This is a genomic window from Bradyrhizobium diversitatis (genome assembly GCF_016031635.1).
GTDB lineage: Bacteria > Pseudomonadota > Alphaproteobacteria > Rhizobiales > Xanthobacteraceae > Bradyrhizobium > Bradyrhizobium diversitatis.
The window spans coordinates 89,680-107,923 of sequence record NZ_JACEGD010000003.1 but is presented as its reverse complement, the minus strand read 5'-3'; the positions used below and the strand labels follow the sequence as shown (position 1 = coordinate 107,923).

Genomic DNA, 18,244 nt, shown 5'->3' with positions numbered 1-18,244 from the left:
GAAGAGCGTTGAAGATGCTGTTGTTTCACGACGCCAAAACGAACCATGGGCCGGGGTAGATTGCGCGGATGCTCCTGGGCGATTCATCGAGAAAAGGAGATCAGCACCTCACACCTTATGCGAGCGCGGCGAAAGCTATCTAGAGCATGCCGTGTACGGACGGTTGGTTGCTTCGTCGCAAGGGCTCCTCGCAATGACGGAATCGCGGCCAGCGGCCCTGGCGTCCACCCCTATAAGTGAGCCCCCAGGTCGTGCAATGAGCGAGTGTATTAGAGCCTAACGATCCGCCGGTGTTTCACGTGAAACGGGCCGTAGGAATTCCCCGCCACTGTTTCACGTGAAACACAAGGAATGGAACAAATCCTAGTGCTACAATGAAGAACTAGCCCTACTTTCCAATGCAGAACTTCTGAAAGATAGCCCCGAGGACGTCCTCAACGTCCACCCGACCCAGCAGCCGGCCTAGAGAATAGGCCGCAGCGCGCAGCTCTTCGGCCGCCAGCTCTTCGCCCTCTTCTACAAGCTCCAGACTCCGGCGCAAGCTGTCCGACGCCTGACGCAGCAAATCACGCTGCCGCGCCCGGGTCACCAAGGCGCCTTCCGTTGTCCCGAAGAAGTTGGCGGCAAACATTACGAGGGCCTCGACCAGTTCCGGAATGCCGTCGCCCCGGCTCGCGGAGATCGGGAACTCGCCAGGCGGCACGGGGTCCTCGCGCCCACCGAGATCGATCTTGTTGCGGACGATCCAGACCAAGCCGCCCGGCGAAACAGCACCGTCGCCGGATCTCCGAAGCGAGCGCATGGCTTCCGGGTCGACAGCTTGCCCGCCCTCCACCAACCACAGGACCAGGTCGGCATCCCCGGCTCGCGCACGCGCCCGACGCACGCCCTCCTGCTCCACGGGATCATTGGTCTCGCGAATGCCGGCGGTGTCGATGACAGTGACGGGGTAACCGTCGAGATCGAGCTGCACCTCGATCACGTCGCGCGTGGTGCCGGCATGAGGCGAGACGATCGCGACATCGCGCCGCGCGAGCTGGTTGATCAAGGTCGACTTGCCGACATTCGGCTCGCCCGCGATCGCCACCACCAGCCCGTCGCGCAGACGTTCAGCTTGTCCCTGTGCCGCAAGGACTTTCGAGATTTCGTCATACAGGGCTTGGATTGCCCTGACTGCCGGCGCCATCAATTCGGCCGGCACGTCGCCTTCGTCGGAGAAATCGATGCCCGCTTCGATCAGCGCGGACGCCTCGATGATGCGCTCGCGCCAGTCGCGCGCGCGATCGCCGAGCAGGCCCTGCAACTGGCGCAGCGCCTGGCGCCGTTGCCGGTCGGTGTCGGCATGGATGAGATCGTCGAGACCCTCGGCTTCGGTGAGGTCGAGTTTTCCGTTCTCGAATGCGCGCCGCGTGAACTCGCCCGGCTCCGCCGCGCGCGTATTCGGAATAGTCGAAATATCCGCAAGGAGCGCCGCAAGCACCGCACGTCCGCCATGGACGTGAAACTCGGCGACGTCCTCGCCGGTCGCGCTGGCCGGTCCCGGAAACCAGAGCACCACCGCATCGTCGATCGGCTGGCCCGCGCCGTCACGAAGCAACCGGCGGCTTGCCTGTCGCGGCGCCGGCTGCCGGCCCGCGAGCCTTGTCAGCACCCGGACGGCCTGCGAGCCCGACACGCGCACCACCGCGATCGCGCTGGGCGCCCGGCCGGATGACAGCGCAAAAATGGTCTGGTCTCTCGGATGCATGGCCTATTTGTCCGCCTCCTGGCGAAAAGGCAAACTTCCGATTTCCGCCGGCCAACCGGAGGATTTGCTGCACTAAATTATGTCGCCATACTTATGCTGCAACGCAGCATTATTGCAGCATTTTGCTGCAAAAGTGCCCAACCCGAGAGAACCCAGGCCGAGTCAAATTCCAGCTTTTCTTTGCGATATCAATAAATTAATGACCGCCGCGATCCGGACAGGAAACAACCCTCCATGCTGCAATTACGCTGCAGCAAAGCCGCAAACAAAAGGGCGCCCGAAGGCGCCCTGCAATCCTTTGCTGCACCGCACTCAGGTGTTCATGGAGTCGAAGAACTCCGAGTTGCTCTTGGTCGAGCGCAGCTTGTCGAGCAGGAAGTCGATCGCGTCCATCGTGCCCATCGGATTGAGGATGCGGCGGAGCACGTACATCTTCTTGAGCACCTGCGGATCGGTGATGAGCTCCTCCTTGCGGGTGCCGGAGCGCGAGATGTCGATCGCCGGGAAGGTGCGCTTGTCCGACACCTTGCGGTCCAGGATCAGTTCCGAGTTACCGGTGCCCTTGAACTCTTCGAAGATGACTTCGTCCATGCGGCTGCCGGTATCGACCAGCGCGGTCGCGATGATGGTTAGCGAGCCGCCCTCCTCGATGTTGCGGGCGGCGCCGAAGAACCGCTTCGGGCGCTGCAGCGCGTTGGCGTCGACACCGCCGGTCAGCACCTTGCCCGATGACGGCACCACGGTGTTGTAGGCGCGGCCGAGGCGGGTGATCGAATCGAGCAAGATCACGACGTCGCGGCCGTGCTCAACCAGGCGCTTGGCCTTCTCGATCACCATCTCGGCGACCTGGACGTGGCGCACCGCCGGCTCGTCGAAGGTCGAGGACACGACCTCGCCCTTCACCGAACGTTGCATGTCCGTGACTTCTTCCGGACGCTCGTCGATCAGCAGCACGATCAGATAGCATTCGGGATGATTGTGCGTGATCGAGTGCGCGATGTTCTGCATCAGCACCGTCTTGCCGGTGCGCGGCGGCGCGACAATCAATGCGCGCTGGCCCTTGCCGATCGGCGCGACGATGTCGATCACGCGTGCGGACAGGTCTTTCCGCGTCGGATCGTCGATTTCCATGCGGAAGCGCTGATTCGGAAACAGCGGCGTGAGGTTGTCGAAATTGACTTTGTGCTTGGACTTTTCCGGGTCCTCGAAATTGAGCGTGTTGACCTTCAGCAGCGCGAAATAGCGCTCGCCCTCCTTCGGGCTGCGGATATGGCCTTCGATGGTGTCGCCGGTGCGCAGGCCGAAACGGCGGATCTGCGAGGGCGACACGTAGATGTCGTCGGGGCCCGGCAGATAATTTGCATCGGGCGAGCGGAGGAAGCCGAAGCCGTCGGAGAGCACCTCGACGACGCCTTCGCCGACGATGTCGGTCTCGGCGAGCGAGAGCTGCTTGAGGATGGCGAACAGCAGCTCCTGCTTGCGCATGGTGCTTGCGTTCTCGACCCCGTTCTCTTCCGCGAACGAGACGAGCTCGGCCGGGGTTTTCGACTTGAGGTCCTGGAGTTTAATTTCCCGCATTGGGGTGGTCCTGTGGGGTAGCCTTAAGAAGAGGGGGGTGCGAGGAGGCTCTGAAATGCGGACGCGAGAAGGTAAGGTCCGCAGGACTGGCAAGGTGAGCGCCGGGAGGCTTCAAACCTGATGCGGTATCCGGCTTCTGGAAAGCCCGGACACAACCACATCCGCCTGCGTTGGGTGGGATGTCGACAATATAGAAAATCGCTTCCAGCTCCGCAAGCCGAAGCGCTGAGCGAATCGTCGGCGCGATGCCTAGAACGGCTTCACGATCACCATGATGACGATGAAGATCATCAGAACGGTCGGCACCTCATTGATTATTCGATAGAATTTCTGGCTCCGCGGGCGCCGGTCGGCGGCGAAATCCTTCAGCCAACGGGAAAAAAAGCCGTGGACCGCGGACATCGCCAGGACCAATGCCAGTTTTACGTGCAACCAGGGCGATGCGAACCAATGACCGGACCACGCGAGATAGAGACCGGCCAGCCAGGTCACGATCATGGCCGGGTTGATGATCGCCTTGAGCAACCGGCGTTCCATGACCTTGAACGTTTCCGACTGCTTCGAGCCGATCTCCGCCTCGCAATGATAAACGAACAGCCGCGGCAGATAGAGCATGCCGGCCATCCAGGAGATGACCGCGATCACGTGCAGCGCCTTGATCCACTCGTACATTCCGGCAGCCTTCCGTGTCTTGCCTGACGCGTTTTCTGGACGCTAACGGGATCCATGTCGTTCGAACGCGCCCTGTCTCACCGGACAGTGGATGGAACGAGCTCGGTAAGAATTCATTCATAGATTTGGGTGCACACACATATCCGCGTGCTCGGCTCTTCTAAACCTAAAAATTTTAGAATCTTAAGGTTTGAGTCTTAGTGACCGTGGATTGGACTCACACAATTCCGTCCGCCGCTTCGCACGCGCTTGTTCACATCCATCAACATATCCTGCGCGGCCTTGAGCCATTCGGATAAGCCGCCCGGACTCAAGAGCTTGCGGTTCCCCGTCGGCAGCTTATCAAGAGGGTTATCCGCGCAATCCCGCTCGCCTCGTCGGAGGGTGCCGGACTTGTCCTGACGGGCACTGGTGTGAAGAAAATTGGCCGTTGTCCCGCCCCTGGTGTCGCACATCCCTTTCCAAGGGGTTAAGCTCCACAGAAATCCACAAACCGCCCCGCCCTCATACAAAGAGTTTCTGTGCCGACCTCGAACAATTATTTCCATCTGCATCTGGTCTCGGACTCCACGGGTGAGACGCTCATCACCGTGGCGCGCGCGGTCGCGGCCCAATACGCCAACGTGACGCCCGTCGAGCACGTCTATCCGCTGGTGCGCAGCCAGAAGCAGCTCGACCGTGTGCTCGATGAGATCGAGGAAGCGCCGGGAATCGTACTGTTCACGCTGCTCGAAAAGGATCTCGTCGCGAGGCTCGAGGACAAGTGCAAGCAGATCAACGTTCCAAGCCTGTCGATCATCGGCCCGGTGATGCAGCTGTTCGAAGCCTATCTCGGCGCTGCAACCACCGGACGTGTCGGGGCCCAGCACGTTCTCAACGCGGAATATTTCAAGCGCATCGACGCGTTGAACTACACGATGATTCATGACGATGGTCAGCACGTCGAAGGTCTCGACGAAGCCGACGTGGTCCTGGTCGGCGTATCCCGGACGTCGAAGACGCCGACCTCGATCTATCTCGCCAATCGCGGCATCCGCACCGCCAACGTGCCGCTGGTTCCAGGCATTCCGGTGCCCTCGCAACTGGAGACGCTGACGCGCCCGCTGGTCGTCAGCCTGCACGCGACGCCGGAACGCCTGATCCAGATCCGGCAGAATCGCCTGCTCTCCATGGGCGCTGAATCCGGCAGCGGCAGCGACACCTATACCGACAAGCAATCGGTCACCGAGGAAGTCGCGTTCGCTCGCAAGCTCAGCGCCAAGCACGACTGGCCGCTGCTCGACGTCACGCGCCGCTCGATCGAGGAAACCGCGGCGGCGATCATGAAGCTCTATAGTGATCGCCAGCGCAACCGGCCCTCGGAATAGTTTCCGCCATGGCTCTGTGGCGCGGCACATCTCCGTTGATCCTGGCCTCACAAAGCAGCGCGCGCAAAATGCTGCTGGCCAATGCCGGGCTCGAATTCGAGGCCGTGACGGCCGATATCGACGAGCGCGGCATTCAGGCCGCATCGCGACTCTCAAACCCGCGCGAGATCGCCCTGTTGCTGGCGCGAGAAAAGGCCAGGGCGGTTTCGGCGAGTCATCCAGGAAGCTACGTGATCGGCGCCGATCAGACATTGGCTCTCGGGATGCGTCTCTTCAACAAGCCCGCAGGCCGCGCACAGGCGCTGGCGCAGTTGCGCGATCTCGCCGGCAAGAGCCACGAGCTGAATTCGGCCGTGGCCGTTGCGCGTGACGGCAAGATTGTCTTCGAGGACGTGTCGGTCGCCCGCATGACGATGAGAGAGACGACCGAGGCCGAGCTTTCGGCCTATCTCGCCGCCGCTGGCGATGCCGTCACGACCAGCGTCGGCGCCTATCAGCTCGAAGGCCTCGGCATCCATCTGTTCGAGCGGATCGAGGGCGATCATTTCACCATTCTCGGCCTGCCACTGCTGCCGCTGCTTGCGTTCCTGCGCCGCGAGCGGCTAGTTGCAGTGTGACTGACAGACATGGCTATGGCTTGATGCGGATCCTCGGACTGACCGGCTCGATCGGGATGGGCAAATCCACCACCGCGAAACTATTCGCGGAGGCCGGTGTGCCCGTCTACGATGCGGATGCCGCCGTGCATCAGCTCTATGAAGGCGAAGCGGCTCCCGCGATCGAGGCCGCCTTCCCCGGCACCACCGTCAACGGCAAGGTCGACCGCACAAAACTGTCGGCGCGCGTCGTGCACGATCCTGCCGCGATCAAGCAGCTCGAGCAGATCGTTCATCCGATGCTGGGCGCCTCCCGGCAGAGATTCTTCGCCGACGCCGAGGCCGCCAAGGCGCCGGTCGTGGTGCTGGACATCCCGTTGCTGTTCGAGACCGGCGGCGACAAGCGGGTGGACGCCGTGGTCGTGGTCTCGACGTCGCCGGAGCTCCAGCGCCAGCGGGTGCTGGCGCGCGGCACCATGGACGAAGCCAAGCTCGACGCCATCATCGCCAAGCAGACGCCGGATGCCGAAAAGCGCCGGCGCGCCGATTTCGTGGTGGATACGTCACACGGACTTGAGCCGGTGCGGGCGCAAATCGCGCACATTCTGGCCGAGGTCGTTAAGATGCCGCAGCGGCGAGCCTGATTCGCCGTCTCACACGGCGACCAAGACATGCGCGAAATCGTCCTCGACACCGAAACGACCGGCCTCGATCCGCTCCGCGGCGACCGCCTCGTCGAAATCGGCTGCGTCGAGATCCTCAACCGCATGCCGACGGGGCAGACTTTTCACGTCTACATCAACCCCGAACGGGACATGCCGGCGGAAGCGTTCGCGGTGCACGGATTGTCGTCCGAATTCCTGGCGACGAAACCATTGTTTCACGAGGTCGCCGACGAGTTTCTGGAGTTCATCGGCGACGCCCCGCTGGTGATCCACAACGCCTCGTTCGACATCGGCTTCATCAATGCCGAGCTTGACCGCATCAAGCGCGCCGCAATCCCGCGTGAGCGGTTGGTGGACACACTGCTGCTGGCGCGCCGCAAGCATCCCGGCGTGTCCAACCGGCTCGACGATCTCTGCTCGCGCTATGCGATCGACAATTCACGCCGCACCAAGCACGGCGCGCTGCTGGACGCAGAGCTGCTGGCCGAAGTCTATGTCGATCTGGTCGGGGCGCGACAGTCGCAGCTGTTGCTGGCTTCGGACACCCAGGAGATCCGCGTCAATGCGGGCGGCGATGCGCCGCGGCGGCAGCGCCTGGTGCCGCTGGCGCCGCGGATTTCGGAGGCCGAACGAGAGGCCCATCGGGCCTTCATCGCGACACTCGGCGACAAGGCGATCTGGAACGAGTACCTGCCCGCTCCAGCCGCCGTGGCGGTCGGTCAGGCCTGACCGGCTTGACCTTGAGCGGCCATTTGCCGCTCCATGTTCTGGCGATAGAGACCGACGAAGTCGACCGGATCCAGCATCAGGGGCGGGAACCCGCCGTCGCGCACCGCGGTCGCGATGATCTCGCGGGCAAACGGGAACAACAGGCGCGGGCATTCGATCATGACCAGCGGATGCAGGTTCTCCTTGGGCACGTTGACGATCCGGAACACGCCGGCATAGGCGAGCTCGAACGAGAACATCACCTTGCCTGCGGTCTCGGCCTTGCCCTCGACCGACAACGTTACCTCGAACTCCTGTTCGCTGAGATTGTTGGCGTTGACGTTGATCTGGATGTTGATCTGCGGCGGCTGGCTCTGCTGCTGGAGCGAGCCCGGCGCGTTGGGATTTTCGAACGAGAGGTCCTTGGTATATTGCGCCAGCACGTTGAGCTGGGGAGCCTGGGCCGCCTCGGGAGGGGTGCCGTTACCGTTGGTCATGAAAGTCTCTCCTTACCCGATTGGGGCTGAATTTCGCGGCGGTTGGCTAACATAGGGCCGCCTCGTTCCACAAGGACGAACGGTCCCGGATCGGGAATTCGGAACGCCCCCGTATCCTGGACGTTCGTCCGGCCTTTTCCGCGAAATTGCGCCTTAAATGATTGAAGATGCGCGATTTCCCGGCAGGATCGGGTTTCCCCTTAAGCCTAAAACGCGCTACACTTGCTACTGTGCCAAAAGGCGCCATTGGCCCGGCAAGATTTCGTGCCTACATCCCACGGACCTGACGCGGACCCAAAATGGTGATGTGGACTTGCCGTTTCCGTAGGGAACGGTCTACTGGCCGGATTGATTTTCCCGGCAACGACCCCTGAAAAGACCAGAAAGCGAATACGACGTGGACATCTACACCATCATATTCCTGGCGCTGGCAGTCTTCATCTTTTTGAGGCTGCGTAGCGTGCTGGGGCAGCGCACGGGCAACGAGCGGCCGCCGTTCGATCGCACCGCCGCCCGCAATGCGCTGGGAGGTGCCCAGGACAACAACGTCGTGACCGTGCCGGGCAAGGTGATCGACCAGGCCCCGCTGGCGCCGACGGCCGAGCCGACCCCGCCCTCCGATCGCTGGAAGGGGCTGACCGAGCCCGGCACTGCGCTGGCGCAGGGCCTCGATGCCATCGTCGAGAGGGATTCCACGTTCGACCCGCGCCATTTCATCTCGGGCGCCCGCGGCGCCTACGAGATGATCGTGCTGGCCTTCGCCAATGGCGACCGCCGCGCGCTGCGCGACCTGTTGTCGTCGGATGTCTATGACAGTTTCGATGCCGCGATCAAGGAACGCGAGAAGAACGAGCAGAAGACCGAGACGCGCTTCGTCTCGATCGACAAGGCCGAGCTCGTCGGCGCCGAGATGCGCGACCGCACTGCCCAGCTCACCGTGCGCTTCGTTTCGCAGATGATCTCGGCCACCCGCGACAAGGCCGGCAACATCGTCGACGGCAGCGCCGACACGGTCGCGGACATCACCGACATCTGGACTTTCGCCCGCGACACCTCCTCTCGCGATCCGAACTGGAAGCTGGTTGGCACCGGAAGCGCGAACTAAGGTCTTTCTGAAGAACAGCGCGACGGCGCTTTGCGCGTGTGCCGTCGTGCTCTCGTCGTTTTCGCTCGGTGCCGAGGCGGCGCGGCGCCACCATCGCAGCCATCATCATCACGCCCGGCAATTGCCTGCCGCCCCGCTGCGGGCCTTGCCCTATCCGCAGCTTCCCCTGCCGTTCGAAATTCCCGGCGCTCAATATCTGCCGCTGGCCTGGGCGGACGTGAAGGGTTGGGAAGACGACGACCATCTCGCCGCCTACAAGACCTTCCGCGCCAGCTGCCGGCCGATCAATGCGCAGAACGGCGCGGCCGAATCCAAGGCCTTCGACTCCAAGGCCTTCGAACCCAAGGCCTTGGGCGCCTCGCTGAGCGAGCCTTGCCGCGCTGCCAAGACGCTCGATCTCGCCGACGACGCCAAGGCGAAGACCTTCTTCGAGGAGAACTTCACGCCGCTGCGGATCTCGCGCCTCGGCGAGCCCGACGGTTTCGTCACCGGCTATTACGAACCGGTGCTGGAGGGGTCGCGCACGCAAACCGATGTCTACAACGTGCCGGTCTATCGCCGTCCCTCGAATCTGTTCGTGCGCGGCTACAAGCAGGATTCGGTCAGCCTGCCCAACAAGGGCCCGGTCTATCGCAAGATCGGCCGCCGCAAGCTGGTGCCCTATTACGACCGTGGCGAGATCGAGGACGGCAAGATCGCCGGCCGCGGGCTCGAAATTGCCTGGCTCAAGGATCCGACCGATCTTCTGTTCGCCCAGATCCAGGGCTCGGCACGGATCAAGTTCGAGGACGGCAGCTCGGTTCGGCTCAACTACGACGCCTATAACGGCTATCCCTACACGGCCGTCGGCCGCATCCTGATCGAGCGCGGCATCATCCCGAAAGAGGAGATGTCGATGCAGAAGATCAGGGAGTGGATGGCGCAGAACCCCGACGGCGCCAAGGAGCTGCGCCGCGCGAACCGTGCCTACATCTTCTTCCGCGAGGTCAACCTCTCCGACAAGGACGAGGCGGTGGGCGCGCAAGGCATTCCGCTGACCGCCGGCCGCTCGATCGCGGTCGACAAATCGCTGCATGTCTACGGCACGCCGTTCTTCATCGAGGGCGAGCTGCCGATCGAGTCCGAACGCGCCAAGACGCCGTTCCACCGGCTGATGATCGCGCAGGACACCGGTTCGGCCATCATCGGCCCCGCACGCGCCGATCTGTTTTTCGGCGCCGGCGCGGATGCCGGCCGTGTCTCCGGGCGGCTGCGCCATCCCATGCGTTTCGTGATGCTGGTGCCGAAGAGCCTCGATCCCGGCCCGCGCGCTGCGAAATTGCCGATACCGGATCCCAGGCCTTCGGAGAAGATCGCAAAGCTGTTTCCGCAGACCGTCCCGGCCAAGACGGCAACGCCTGCTGCCGCCGCGCCGCAAGACAAGAACGAAACGGTTGCCATCGCCGGTCCCGTTCCGCTACCGGTGCCGCGTCCCGCGATCGACCCTGCTTCTGAGCCGCGTCGGCCAGTGAAGAATCGCCCTCATCGGCAGCAATGAAACGATCGTCTCGTCCGCCCGTGCTCGAGCCTCGCCCCTCGCCGCGCCGCCGTGCGCTGAGCGATGAAGAGCGCGAGCTGTGGGACCTCGTTTCGAGGCAGGTCAAGCCGCTGAGGAAGCCCCGCGTGCCGAAGGTGCATGCCGCGCCGCGCCCGGAGTCGTCACCCGCCGGTCCGGCCAATCGACCGGCATCATCGCCACGGCCCATCGCTGCCGCGCCGGCGCCGCGCGTGACGAAGCCGTCCATTCCGCCCCTGGCGCCGCTTGGCAAGCGCGAGCGCACAAAGCTCTCGCGCGGCCGCAGCGAGATCGAGGCGCGGCTCGACCTGCACGGCATGACCCAGACGCGCGCCCATCGCGCGCTGACCGGCTTCCTGCACCGCGCCCATCAGGATGGCCTGACTTTCGTGCTCGTCATCACCGGCAAGGGCCGCAGCGGCGGCGAAAGCGGCGTGCTCCGCCGTCAGGTGCCGGAATGGCTCAGCCTGCCGGAATTCCGCGCCTTCGTCGTCGGCTTCGAGACCGCGCATATCGGCCACGGCGGCGAGGGGGCGCTGTATGTGCGGATCAGGCGGGCGAGGGGTTAGCAGTCCCGACGCGTGCGGCTTCTCGTGCCTCTCCCGCAAGCGGGAGAGGGAGCGCACCGTCTAGAACGGCCGGACGATTCCGACGCGTGGGATCAGCGTGAGTATCAAGCCGAAGATGTTGGTCTTCCGATCCTCCGCCGGGATCAGCTCTGTCTCCCGAGCGGCCGGCAGCATTTTCACCGCATGCAGGATCAGGAACATGCAGACCGCCCAGTTCGAGATCCAGCGCGAATAGTCGAACACCATCGCGAATATCACGACATAGGCGAGGCTGATGCCGAACAGCGCTGCGACGACGAGGCGGCGGTGCATCTCGCTCGCGAGCGCGCCGATCAGGCGCGCAAGATAGCGCCCCAGCGGCGTGTGCAGCCAGATTAGCAGTGCAAACACCGGCACGCCGAGAATGTTGTGCGGCAGGCGGCCCCAGGTGTCGGCAATTTCCTTCGCCAGCGGCTGGTACCAGATGTAGGCAAATTGCAGCAGGTCGGTCCGCGACGAATCGGCCATCCGGCTCTTCAGATAGGCCACGAAATCCGCTTCGGGGATCGGCATCGTTCCCCAAAACTGCGCCGCGAAGAACAGCGCGGAGACGACGGCGAGGGCGACGCTACCGAGAGCAATGTTGGTGCGATTGCAGCCATGGGTCAGGTAGTGCCTGATCGCGACGATGGTGATGATCGTCGGCACATACATCAAGAGATGAATGTGATGGATCAGCACGAGAACGATCGAGAACAGCGCGGCCGTGGCAACGAACAGCAGCGAGCCCGCGGGCATCAGCAGCAGGACGATCGCCAGCGCGCAGCCATAGATGTCGAAATGACCGAGCGTGTGCATGAAGTTCTTCAGGAAGAACGGCGAGCCCGCGGTGAAGACGAACAGCGGCAGCGTCCTCGCGGTGATGCCGAAGGTCTTCTGAAACAGCCTCGCGTAAAGCGCTGATGTCACCAGCCACGTCGCCCCGCCGATCGCGAACACAAGCCAGACCGGCACCTTGTCGGTGAAGACGGCGACGACGGCACCGATCAGCGCGCGCTTGATGAAGCCGAAATGATAGTCGACGAGGAGGTGAATATAGGGGACGTAAGGCGGCAGCTGGATCTTGTGAACGAAGACGCCGACGAGGACGGCGGCGTTGATTGCGAGCAGCAGCCGCCAGGGATTTTGCAGGATGTGTACGGTCACGCCGCATCAATAGCGTGACCGCCTCAAATTACAAAATGAACCGGCTCAGATCCGCATTCTTGGCGAGATCCCCGACGTGCTTCTGCACGAAATCCGCATCCACCTTGATCGTCTCGCCGCTGCGGTCGGGGGCGGTGAACGAGATCTCGTCCAGCACCCGCTCCATCACGGTCTGGAGCCGCCGCGCGCCGATGTTCTCGACGGTGGAGTTGACGGCCACCGCGACGTCGGCGAGCGCGTCGATCGCGCCGTCGGTGATGTCGAGTGTCACGCCCTCGGTCTGCATCAGCGCGACATATTGCTTGATCAGCGAGGCCTCGGGCTCGGTCAGGATGCGGCGCATGTCGTCGCGGGTCAGCGCCTGCAATTCGACGCGGATCGGCAGGCGGCCCTGCAATTCCGGCAGCAGGTCGGATGGTTTTGCGACATGGAAAGCGCCGGAGGCGATGAACAGGATGTGGTCGGTCTTGACCGCGCCGTGCTTGGTCGAGACCGTGGTGCCTTCGATCAGCGGCAGGAGATCGCGCTGCACGCCCTCGCGCGAGACGTCGCCACCGACGCGGCCGTCGCGCGCGCAGATCTTGTCGATCTCGTCCAGGAACACGATGCCGTTGTTCTCGACCGCGCTGATCGCCTCCAGCGTCAGCTGCTCGGTGTCCAGCAGCTTGTCGGATTCCTCGTTGACGAGGATCTCGTGCGAGCTCTCCACCGTCAGCCGCCGCGTCTTGCTGCGGCCTCCCAACTTGCCGAAAATGTCGCCGAGCGAGATCGCGCCCATCTGTGCGCCCGGCATGCCCGGGATCTCGAACATCGGCATGCCGCCGCCGGACGATTGCGTCTCGATCTCGATCTCCTTGTCGTTGAGCTCGCCGGCACGCAGCTTCTTGCGGAAGGATTCGCGCGTCGCCGAGCTCGCATTGGCGCCGACCAAGGCATCGAGCACGCGCTCCTCGGCGGCGAGCTGGGCACGCGCCTGCACGTCCTTGCGCTTCTTCTCGCGCACCTGGGCGATCGCGACCTCGACGAGATCGCGCACGATCTGCTCGACGTCGCGGCCGACATAGCCGACCTCGGTGAATTTCGTCGCTTCCACCTTCAGGAACGGCGCGTTCGCGAGCTTGGCGAGCCGTCGCGCGATTTCCGTCTTGCCGACGCCGGTAGGGCCGATCATCAGGATGTTCTTCGGCAGAACCTCCTCCCGCAAGGAGCCGGACAGCTGCTGCCGCCGCCAGCGGTTGCGCAGCGCGATCGAGACGGCGCGCTTGGCGTCGCCCTGGCCGACGATGAAACGGTCGAGTTCGGAAACGATTTCGCGGGGAGAGAAGTCTGTCATGTGTGCTTAGCTAGGGTCAGATGCGGGCCGGGACAAGCCGCATTTCAGGTCAGATGATCGGCGGCCCCGATTGCCATTGTTTCACCGCCTCGATCGGGTGGATCAGCATCAGGATGTTGAGCGTCAGATTGTCGCGAATGTGAAGCGCCAGCACGATCTCGAAGGCGATGCCGAGCAGGACGGTCGCTGTGACCGGCAGCACGCGTGCGGCCAGGAACCCCAGGATCATGGCCAGATTGTCCGAGACCGAATTGACGATGCTGTCGCCGTAATAATCCAGCGAGATCGTGCCGGCGCGGTAGCGCTCGATGATGAACGGTGAGTTCTCGACGATCTCCCAGGCGCCCTCGATCAGCATGGCGACGATCAGCCGGGCCGGCCAGGACAAACTTCGAAAAGACAAGGGCAGGAACGGCAGCCGTGCGAACAGCAGCCAGGTCAGGCCGTAGAACAGGAAGCCGTGCAGCACGTGCGAAAAGCTGTACCAGTCGGCGATCTGCTGGGAATTCTCCGAGCTGTTCACCACTCCGTGCCAGAGCTTGATGGTGCCGCAGGTGCAGATCGGCACGCGCCCCATTGCGAGCAGGATCGAGGCCTGCAGCGCCAGCAGCAGCAGCGCAATGCCGACCCAGGCGAGCGGCGGAAATGCGGTCTTGGCAGTGAGGGTCTTGGAGGTGGGGGTCACGGCGAACGTCATGGGTCTCGGATCATCAGGAGGGCCGGACCATCGGGCGTGACGATGACATGCTGCGGCACGAATCCGGCCTTTTCATAGGCACGGATCGCACGGGTGTTGGCGGGACTCGGATCAATCACGATGCGCGGCACGCCGCGCGCGAAGAGTTCGTCGGTGAACGCGCGGATGAAAGCGGAGCCGTGGCCGCATCCGAGCATGTCTGCCTCGCCGATGAACTGATCGAGGCCGCGTGTGCCCATCGGCTGCGGACCGAAGCCGAGGTGCCATTCGCCGAGCTGGTAGCACTGCAGATACGCCAAGGGTCGCCCGTCCTTGCTGACGATGAACTGCGCGAGGTCGGGATGATCGAGGTCGCCGCCGACGAATTCAAGCGTCTCCGGATCATGCCACCATTCGGCGACATGCGGTGCGTCCAGCCACCGCCGGATCAGCGGCATGTCGGCCGTGGTCATCGGGCGGAAGGTGCAGGCATGCGCCATGGCCTAACCGCTTGCCAGGCTTTCGATCGTCACATTCCGGTTGGTGTAGACGCAGATGTCGGCGGCGATGTCGAGGGAGCGGCGGACGATGGTCTCGGCGTCCTTGTCGGTGTCGAGCAGGGCCCGTGCCGCCGCAAGGGCATAGTTGCCGCCGGAGCCGATCGCCATCACGCCGGCCTCGGGCTCGAGCACGTCGCCGGTGCCCGTCAGCACCAGGGAGACGTCCTTGTCGGCGACGATCATCATGGCCTCCAGCCGCCGCAAGTACCGGTCGGTGCGCCAGTCCTTGGCGAGCTCGACCGCGGCCCGGGTCAGCTGTCCCGGATATTGCTCGAGTTTGGCTTCCAGCCGCTCGAACAGCGTGAAGGCGTCGGCGGTCGCGCCGGCAAAGCCCCCGATCACGTCGCCCTTGCCGAGTTTGCGGACCTTCCTGGCATTGGACTTGATTACGGTCTGGCCGATCGAGACCTGGCCGTCGCCGCCGACCACCACCTTGCCGCCCTTGCGGACCGTCAAGATCGTGGTGCCGTGCCAGACCGGCGAGCTGTTCTGGGAAGCCTGCATGGATGATCCTCGTTGTCCGGCCTGATTTAGGCGGTCGGGGCAAAGGGCACAACCTGGGCACAACGGGCCGTTCCGGCCCTAGATTTCGCTCACCATAGGCGGAAGTGCCGGCCTGCCGGAGCGTTCCCGCAGTAGCGAAGCCGTCATTTGGCTGTTAAAAGACCGCCGTTTTCGGGCAAACCATAGCGAAAGCTCTCAATGCGCACCGCGACGATCAAGCGCAAGACCAAGGAAACCGACATCGAGGTCTCCGTGAACCTCGATGGATCAGGCGCGTCCAATATCGCGACCGGCATCGGCTTTTTCGACCATATGCTCGATCTCCTCGCCCGCCATTCCCGCATCGACCTCACGGTCAAGGCGGTGGGCGATCTGCACATTGACCATCACCATACCACCGAAGACACCGGCATCGCGCTCGGCCAGGCGGTCAGGCAGGCGCTCGGCAACATGGCGGGCATCACCCGCTATGCCGGCGTGCACATGCCCATGGACGAGACGCTCTCGCGCGTGGTGATCGACATCTCGGGCCGCCCGTTCCTGGTGTTCAAGGTCGATTTCCCCCGCGACAAGATCGGCGAGTTCGACACCGAGCTGGTGCGCGAGTGGTTCCAGGCCTTCGCCATCAACGCCGGCGTGACTCTCCACGTTGAGACCCTATATGGCGATAACAGCCACCATATCGCCGAGTCCTGCTTCAAGGGTCTGGCGCGGGCGCTGCGGGCGGCGGTCGCGATCGATCCGAAGGCGGCGGGCGAAATCCCGTCCACCAAGGGTTCGCTCGGCGGCTGACATCTTCGTCTCGGCGGCAAAACGCGGCCGGCGGCATCACTGAATTCAGAGAACGGGGCATCACCATGCCTGTCTACACAGTCCACGCTCCCTTTCCTGGCGGAGCCGATCTGCGCGCGACCGACAAGTTCGTTTTCGTGCGCGACGGCTTCCATTTCTGGGCGATGATCTTCGGTCCGTTCTGGCTGCTGTGGAATCGGCTGTGGCTGGCGCTGATCGGCTGGGTGCTTTTCACGGTCGCGTTCAGCGCGGGGCTGTCCAGCCTCGGTGTCGGCCGCAGTTCGGTCGTCTTTGCCAATCTCATCATCGCGCTGCTGATGGGTTTCGAAGCCTCGAGCCTGCGCCGCTGGACCTTGTCGCGCGGCAAATGGCGACAGCTCGACGTGGTGGTTGCCGACAACGGCGACACCGCCGAGCGCCGCTTCTTCGAGCGCTGGAGCCAGAAGCAGCACGGCATCGTCAACGATCAATGGGTCATCGATCGCGGCGGTCCGCCGCCCACCCGCAACACGCAGGGTCAGTCGTTTTCGAACCCGCCGCCAATTCCGGCCGGCGGCATCATTGGATTGTTTCCAGAACCGGGAGGGTCAAGATGAGCGTCGCCATCATCGATTACGGTTCCGGCAATCTGCATTCCGCCGCCAAGGCGTTCGAGCGCGCCGCGCGCAGCCTGGAGAGCCCGCAAAAGGTCTTCGTCACCAGCGATCCGGACCAGGCTTACGAGGCTGACCGCCTGGTGCTGCCGGGCGTCGGTGCCTTCGCCGATTGCCGGCGCGGCCTTGATGCCGTCAACGGCATGGTCGAGGCGATCACCGAGGCGGTGCGGGTCAAGGCGCGGCCCTTTTTCGGCATCTGCGTCGGCATGCAGCTGATGGCCAGCCGCGGCAAGGAACATGTCATCACCGAAGGCCTGAACTGGATCGGCGGTGACGTCGAGAAGATCACGCCGCGCGACGAGAGCCTGAAGATCCCGCACATGGGCTGGAATACGCTCGAGGTGCTCAGGGAGCATCCGGTGCTGGACAAGCTGCCGCTCGGCCCGAAGGGCCAGCACGCTTATTTCGTGCACTCCTATCACCTCAACCCCGCCAGCGAGGCGGACGTGCTCGCGCGCGCCGATTACGGCGGGCCCGTCACCGCGATCGTGGCGAAGGACACCGCGATCGGAACGCAATTCCACCCCGAGAAGAGCCAGCGCTTCGGGCTGGCCCTGATCTCGAACTTCCTGCGATGGAAGCCGTGATGGATTCGACGGCTTTCACCTCGTCATTGCGAGCGCAGCGAAGCAATCCAGCGTCTTTCCGCGGCGGCAGTCTGGATTGCTTCGCTGCGCTCGCAATGACGGAGTGCATAGCTGACAGGCCCGTTCCCATGATGGGGACGGGAGCAGGTGCGACATGATCCTCTTTCCCGCGATCGACCTCAAGAACGGCCAGTGCGTGCGCCTCGAGCAAGGCGACATGGCGCGCGCGACCGTGTTCAACCTCAATCCGGCCGCGCAGGCGCAGAGCTTTGCCGAGCAGGGCTTCGAATATCTCCACGTCGTCGACCTCGACGGCGCCTTCGCCGGCAAGCCGGTGAACGCGCAGGCTGTCGAGGCGATGCTGAAGACGATCAAGATCCCGGTGCAGCTCGGCGGCGGCATTCGCGATCTCAAGACCGTCGAAGCCTGGCTCGACAAGGGCATCACCCGCGTCATCATCGGCACCGCCGCGGTGCGCGACCCTGAACTGGTGAAGTCTGCGGCGAAGAAGTTTCCCGGCCGCGTCGCCGTGGGCCTCGATGCCCGCGACGGCAAGGTCGCGGTCGAAGGCTGGGCCGAGACCTCTGAGGTCACGGTGCTCGAGATCGCAAAGCGTTTCGAGGATGCCGGCGTCGCCGCCATCATCTTCACCGACATCGCGCGCGACGGCCTGCTGAAGGGTCTGAACCTGGAGGCGACCATTGCGCTCGCCGAGGCCATCTCTATTCCCGTGATCGCCTCCGGCGGCCTCGCCTCGATCGAGGACGTCAAGGCGATGCTGACGCCGCGCGCCAAGAAGCTCGCCGGCGCGATCGCCGGCCGCGCGCTCTACGACGGCCGGCTCGACCCCGCCGCCGCCCTCGCCTTGATCCGCAGCGCGCGCACTTAGGAG

General features: G+C 63.7%; 20 protein-coding genes. 11 read left to right on the top strand and 9 right to left on the bottom strand.

The features are described 5' to 3' along the window. Nucleotides 1-388 precede the first annotated feature (388 nt). The 3 genes from mnmE to hemJ form a co-directional block, all read right to left on the bottom strand. The gene (gene mnmE / locus H1B27_RS03520) at nucleotides 389-1,747 is read right to left on the bottom strand and encodes a tRNA uridine-5-carboxymethylaminomethyl(34) synthesis GTPase MnmE (RefSeq protein WP_197965022.1); all 1,359 of its coding nucleotides are present in this window, start codon (nucleotides 1,745-1,747) and stop codon (nucleotides 389-391) included. Between the two features lie 312 nt (nucleotides 1,748-2,059). Continuing rightward, complete coding sequence (rho, locus tag H1B27_RS03515) at nucleotides 2,060-3,325, bottom strand: transcription termination factor Rho (protein WP_061880048.1); 1,266 nt, start codon at nucleotides 3,323-3,325, stop codon at nucleotides 2,060-2,062. 249 nt (nucleotides 3,326-3,574) lie between these two features. Continuing rightward, entirely contained in the window at nucleotides 3,575-3,997 is a 423-nt protein-coding gene (gene hemJ / locus H1B27_RS03510) for a protoporphyrinogen oxidase HemJ (RefSeq protein ID WP_028181379.1), read from the bottom strand. 521 nt (nucleotides 3,998-4,518) lie between these two features. Between hemJ and H1B27_RS03505 the strand changes: the two genes are divergently transcribed. Genes H1B27_RS03505 through dnaQ form a run of 4 tightly spaced genes read left to right on the top strand, consistent with a single transcriptional unit; the run spans nucleotide 4,519 to nucleotide 7,354 of the window. Then, nucleotides 4,519-5,364 carry a pyruvate, water dikinase regulatory protein gene (locus H1B27_RS03505; RefSeq protein WP_061880046.1) on the top strand — a complete coding sequence of 282 codons (846 nt, stop codon included), beginning with the start codon at nucleotides 4,519-4,521 and terminating at the stop codon, nucleotides 5,362-5,364. An 8-nt stretch (nucleotides 5,365-5,372) separates the two neighbouring features. Continuing rightward, a complete protein-coding gene (locus H1B27_RS03500; protein WP_197965021.1) occupies nucleotides 5,373-5,981 on the top strand; it encodes a Maf family nucleotide pyrophosphatase in 609 nt (202 codons plus the stop codon). 23 nt (nucleotides 5,982-6,004) lie between these two features. Then, nucleotides 6,005-6,604: a dephospho-CoA kinase gene (coaE, locus tag H1B27_RS03495; RefSeq protein WP_061880044.1), complete on the top strand. Its 600-nt coding sequence runs from the start codon at nucleotides 6,005-6,007 to the stop codon at nucleotides 6,602-6,604. A 27-nt stretch (nucleotides 6,605-6,631) separates the two neighbouring features. After that, a complete protein-coding gene (gene dnaQ, locus H1B27_RS03490; RefSeq protein WP_197965020.1) occupies nucleotides 6,632-7,354 on the top strand; it encodes a DNA polymerase III subunit epsilon in 723 nt (240 codons plus the stop codon). Here dnaQ and secB read toward each other — a convergent pair. Further along, nucleotides 7,345-7,830: a protein-export chaperone SecB gene (gene secB / locus H1B27_RS03485; protein WP_028181895.1), complete on the bottom strand. Its 486-nt coding sequence runs from the start codon at nucleotides 7,828-7,830 to the stop codon at nucleotides 7,345-7,347. The two genes, dnaQ and secB, sit on opposite strands and share 10 nt — an antisense overlap. Before the next feature lie 397 nt (nucleotides 7,831-8,227). Between secB and H1B27_RS03480 the strand changes: the two genes are divergently transcribed. From H1B27_RS03480 to H1B27_RS03470, 3 genes are read left to right on the top strand one after another with little or no spacing between them, the layout of a single operon-like run. Next, entirely contained in the window at nucleotides 8,228-8,935 is a 708-nt protein-coding gene (locus H1B27_RS03480) for a Tim44/TimA family putative adaptor protein (RefSeq protein WP_197965019.1), read from the top strand. Further along, the gene (mltA, locus tag H1B27_RS03475) at nucleotides 8,913-10,472 is read left to right on the top strand and encodes a murein transglycosylase A (RefSeq protein ID WP_197965018.1); all 1,560 of its coding nucleotides are present in this window, start codon (nucleotides 8,913-8,915) and stop codon (nucleotides 10,470-10,472) included. The genes H1B27_RS03480 and mltA overlap by 23 nt, the downstream gene beginning before the upstream one ends. Next, nucleotides 10,469-11,059: a Smr/MutS family protein gene (locus H1B27_RS03470; RefSeq protein WP_197965017.1), complete on the top strand. Its 591-nt coding sequence runs from the start codon at nucleotides 10,469-10,471 to the stop codon at nucleotides 11,057-11,059. The genes mltA and H1B27_RS03470 overlap by 4 nt, the downstream gene beginning before the upstream one ends. A 60-nt stretch (nucleotides 11,060-11,119) precedes the next feature. On the opposite strand, the gene H1B27_RS03465 is transcribed toward H1B27_RS03470, so the two are convergent. The 5 genes from H1B27_RS03465 to hslV are packed head-to-tail and all read right to left on the bottom strand — an operon-like array spanning nucleotide 11,120 to nucleotide 15,317. After that, complete coding sequence (locus H1B27_RS03465; RefSeq protein WP_197965016.1) at nucleotides 11,120-12,244, bottom strand: hypothetical protein; 1,125 nt, start codon at nucleotides 12,242-12,244, stop codon at nucleotides 11,120-11,122. A 28-nt stretch (nucleotides 12,245-12,272) separates the two neighbouring features. Beyond that, nucleotides 12,273-13,577, bottom strand: coding sequence for an ATP-dependent protease ATPase subunit HslU (gene hslU, locus H1B27_RS03460; RefSeq protein ID WP_061880038.1), 1,305 nt, complete (start codon nucleotides 13,575-13,577; stop codon nucleotides 12,273-12,275). Between the two features lie 49 nt (nucleotides 13,578-13,626). Then, nucleotides 13,627-14,274: a DUF2585 domain-containing protein gene (locus H1B27_RS03455; protein WP_210343205.1), complete on the bottom strand. Its 648-nt coding sequence runs from the start codon at nucleotides 14,272-14,274 to the stop codon at nucleotides 13,627-13,629. Further along, nucleotides 14,271-14,753, bottom strand: a complete 483-nt coding sequence (locus H1B27_RS03450; protein ID WP_197965015.1) for a GNAT family N-acetyltransferase — start codon at nucleotides 14,751-14,753, stop codon at nucleotides 14,271-14,273. The genes H1B27_RS03455 and H1B27_RS03450 overlap by 4 nt, the downstream gene beginning before the upstream one ends. Before the next feature lie 3 nt (nucleotides 14,754-14,756). Beyond that, on the bottom strand, nucleotides 14,757-15,317 hold the full coding sequence (gene hslV / locus H1B27_RS03445; protein WP_061880035.1) for an ATP-dependent protease subunit HslV: 561 nt from the start codon (nucleotides 15,315-15,317) through the stop codon (nucleotides 14,757-14,759). A 198-nt stretch (nucleotides 15,318-15,515) separates the two neighbouring features. On the opposite strand from hslV, the gene hisB reads away from it, so the two are divergent. From hisB to hisA, 4 genes are all read left to right on the top strand, one after another. Beyond that, nucleotides 15,516-16,109 carry an imidazoleglycerol-phosphate dehydratase HisB gene (hisB, locus tag H1B27_RS03440; RefSeq protein ID WP_197965014.1) on the top strand — a complete coding sequence of 198 codons (594 nt, stop codon included), beginning with the start codon at nucleotides 15,516-15,518 and terminating at the stop codon, nucleotides 16,107-16,109. 65 nt (nucleotides 16,110-16,174) lie between these two features. After that, the gene (locus H1B27_RS03435) at nucleotides 16,175-16,705 is read left to right on the top strand and encodes a DUF2628 domain-containing protein (RefSeq protein ID WP_197965013.1); all 531 of its coding nucleotides are present in this window, start codon (nucleotides 16,175-16,177) and stop codon (nucleotides 16,703-16,705) included. Then, nucleotides 16,702-17,352 (top strand): imidazole glycerol phosphate synthase subunit HisH, encoded by a 651-nt coding sequence (gene hisH, locus H1B27_RS03430; RefSeq protein ID WP_197965012.1) that lies wholly within the window; start codon nucleotides 16,702-16,704, stop codon nucleotides 17,350-17,352. The genes H1B27_RS03435 and hisH overlap by 4 nt, the downstream gene beginning before the upstream one ends. Before the next feature lie 154 nt (nucleotides 17,353-17,506). Beyond that, nucleotides 17,507-18,241 carry a 1-(5-phosphoribosyl)-5-[(5-phosphoribosylamino)methylideneamino]imidazole-4-carboxamide isomerase gene (hisA, locus tag H1B27_RS03425; protein ID WP_197965011.1) on the top strand — a complete coding sequence of 245 codons (735 nt, stop codon included), beginning with the start codon at nucleotides 17,507-17,509 and terminating at the stop codon, nucleotides 18,239-18,241. Nucleotides 18,242-18,244 lie beyond the last annotated feature (3 nt).

Bases quoted from the DNA above. Each gene is read 5' to 3' on its own strand.
- mnmE (WP_197965022.1), bottom strand. From the start codon at position 1,747: ATGCATCCGAGAGACCAGACCATTTTTGCGCTGTCATCCGGCCGGGCG.
- rho (WP_061880048.1), bottom strand. From the start codon at position 3,325: ATGCGGGAAATTAAACTCCAGGACCTCAAGTCGAAAACCCCGGCCGAG.
- hemJ (WP_028181379.1), bottom strand. From the start codon at position 3,997: ATGTACGAGTGGATCAAGGCGCTGCACGTGATCGCGGTCATCTCCTGG.
- H1B27_RS03500 (WP_197965021.1), top strand. From the start codon at position 5,373: ATGGCTCTGTGGCGCGGCACATCTCCGTTGATCCTGGCCTCACAAAGC.
- coaE (WP_061880044.1), top strand. From the start codon at position 6,005: ATGCGGATCCTCGGACTGACCGGCTCGATCGGGATGGGCAAATCCACC.
- dnaQ (WP_197965020.1), top strand. From the start codon at position 6,632: ATGCGCGAAATCGTCCTCGACACCGAAACGACCGGCCTCGATCCGCTC.
- secB (WP_028181895.1), bottom strand. From the start codon at position 7,830: ATGACCAACGGTAACGGCACCCCTCCCGAGGCGGCCCAGGCTCCCCAG.
- H1B27_RS03470 (WP_197965017.1), top strand. From the start codon at position 10,469: ATGAAACGATCGTCTCGTCCGCCCGTGCTCGAGCCTCGCCCCTCGCCG.
- hslU (WP_061880038.1), bottom strand. From the start codon at position 13,577: ATGACAGACTTCTCTCCCCGCGAAATCGTTTCCGAACTCGACCGTTTC.
- H1B27_RS03455 (WP_210343205.1), bottom strand. From the start codon at position 14,274: ATGACGTTCGCCGTGACCCCCACCTCCAAGACCCTCACTGCCAAGACC.
- H1B27_RS03450 (WP_197965015.1), bottom strand. From the start codon at position 14,753: ATGGCGCATGCCTGCACCTTCCGCCCGATGACCACGGCCGACATGCCG.
- hslV (WP_061880035.1), bottom strand. From the start codon at position 15,317: ATGCAGGCTTCCCAGAACAGCTCGCCGGTCTGGCACGGCACCACGATC.
- hisB (WP_197965014.1), top strand. From the start codon at position 15,516: ATGCGCACCGCGACGATCAAGCGCAAGACCAAGGAAACCGACATCGAG.
- H1B27_RS03435 (WP_197965013.1), top strand. From the start codon at position 16,175: ATGCCTGTCTACACAGTCCACGCTCCCTTTCCTGGCGGAGCCGATCTG.
- hisH (WP_197965012.1), top strand. From the start codon at position 16,702: ATGAGCGTCGCCATCATCGATTACGGTTCCGGCAATCTGCATTCCGCC.
- hisA (WP_197965011.1), top strand. From the start codon at position 17,507: ATGATCCTCTTTCCCGCGATCGACCTCAAGAACGGCCAGTGCGTGCGC.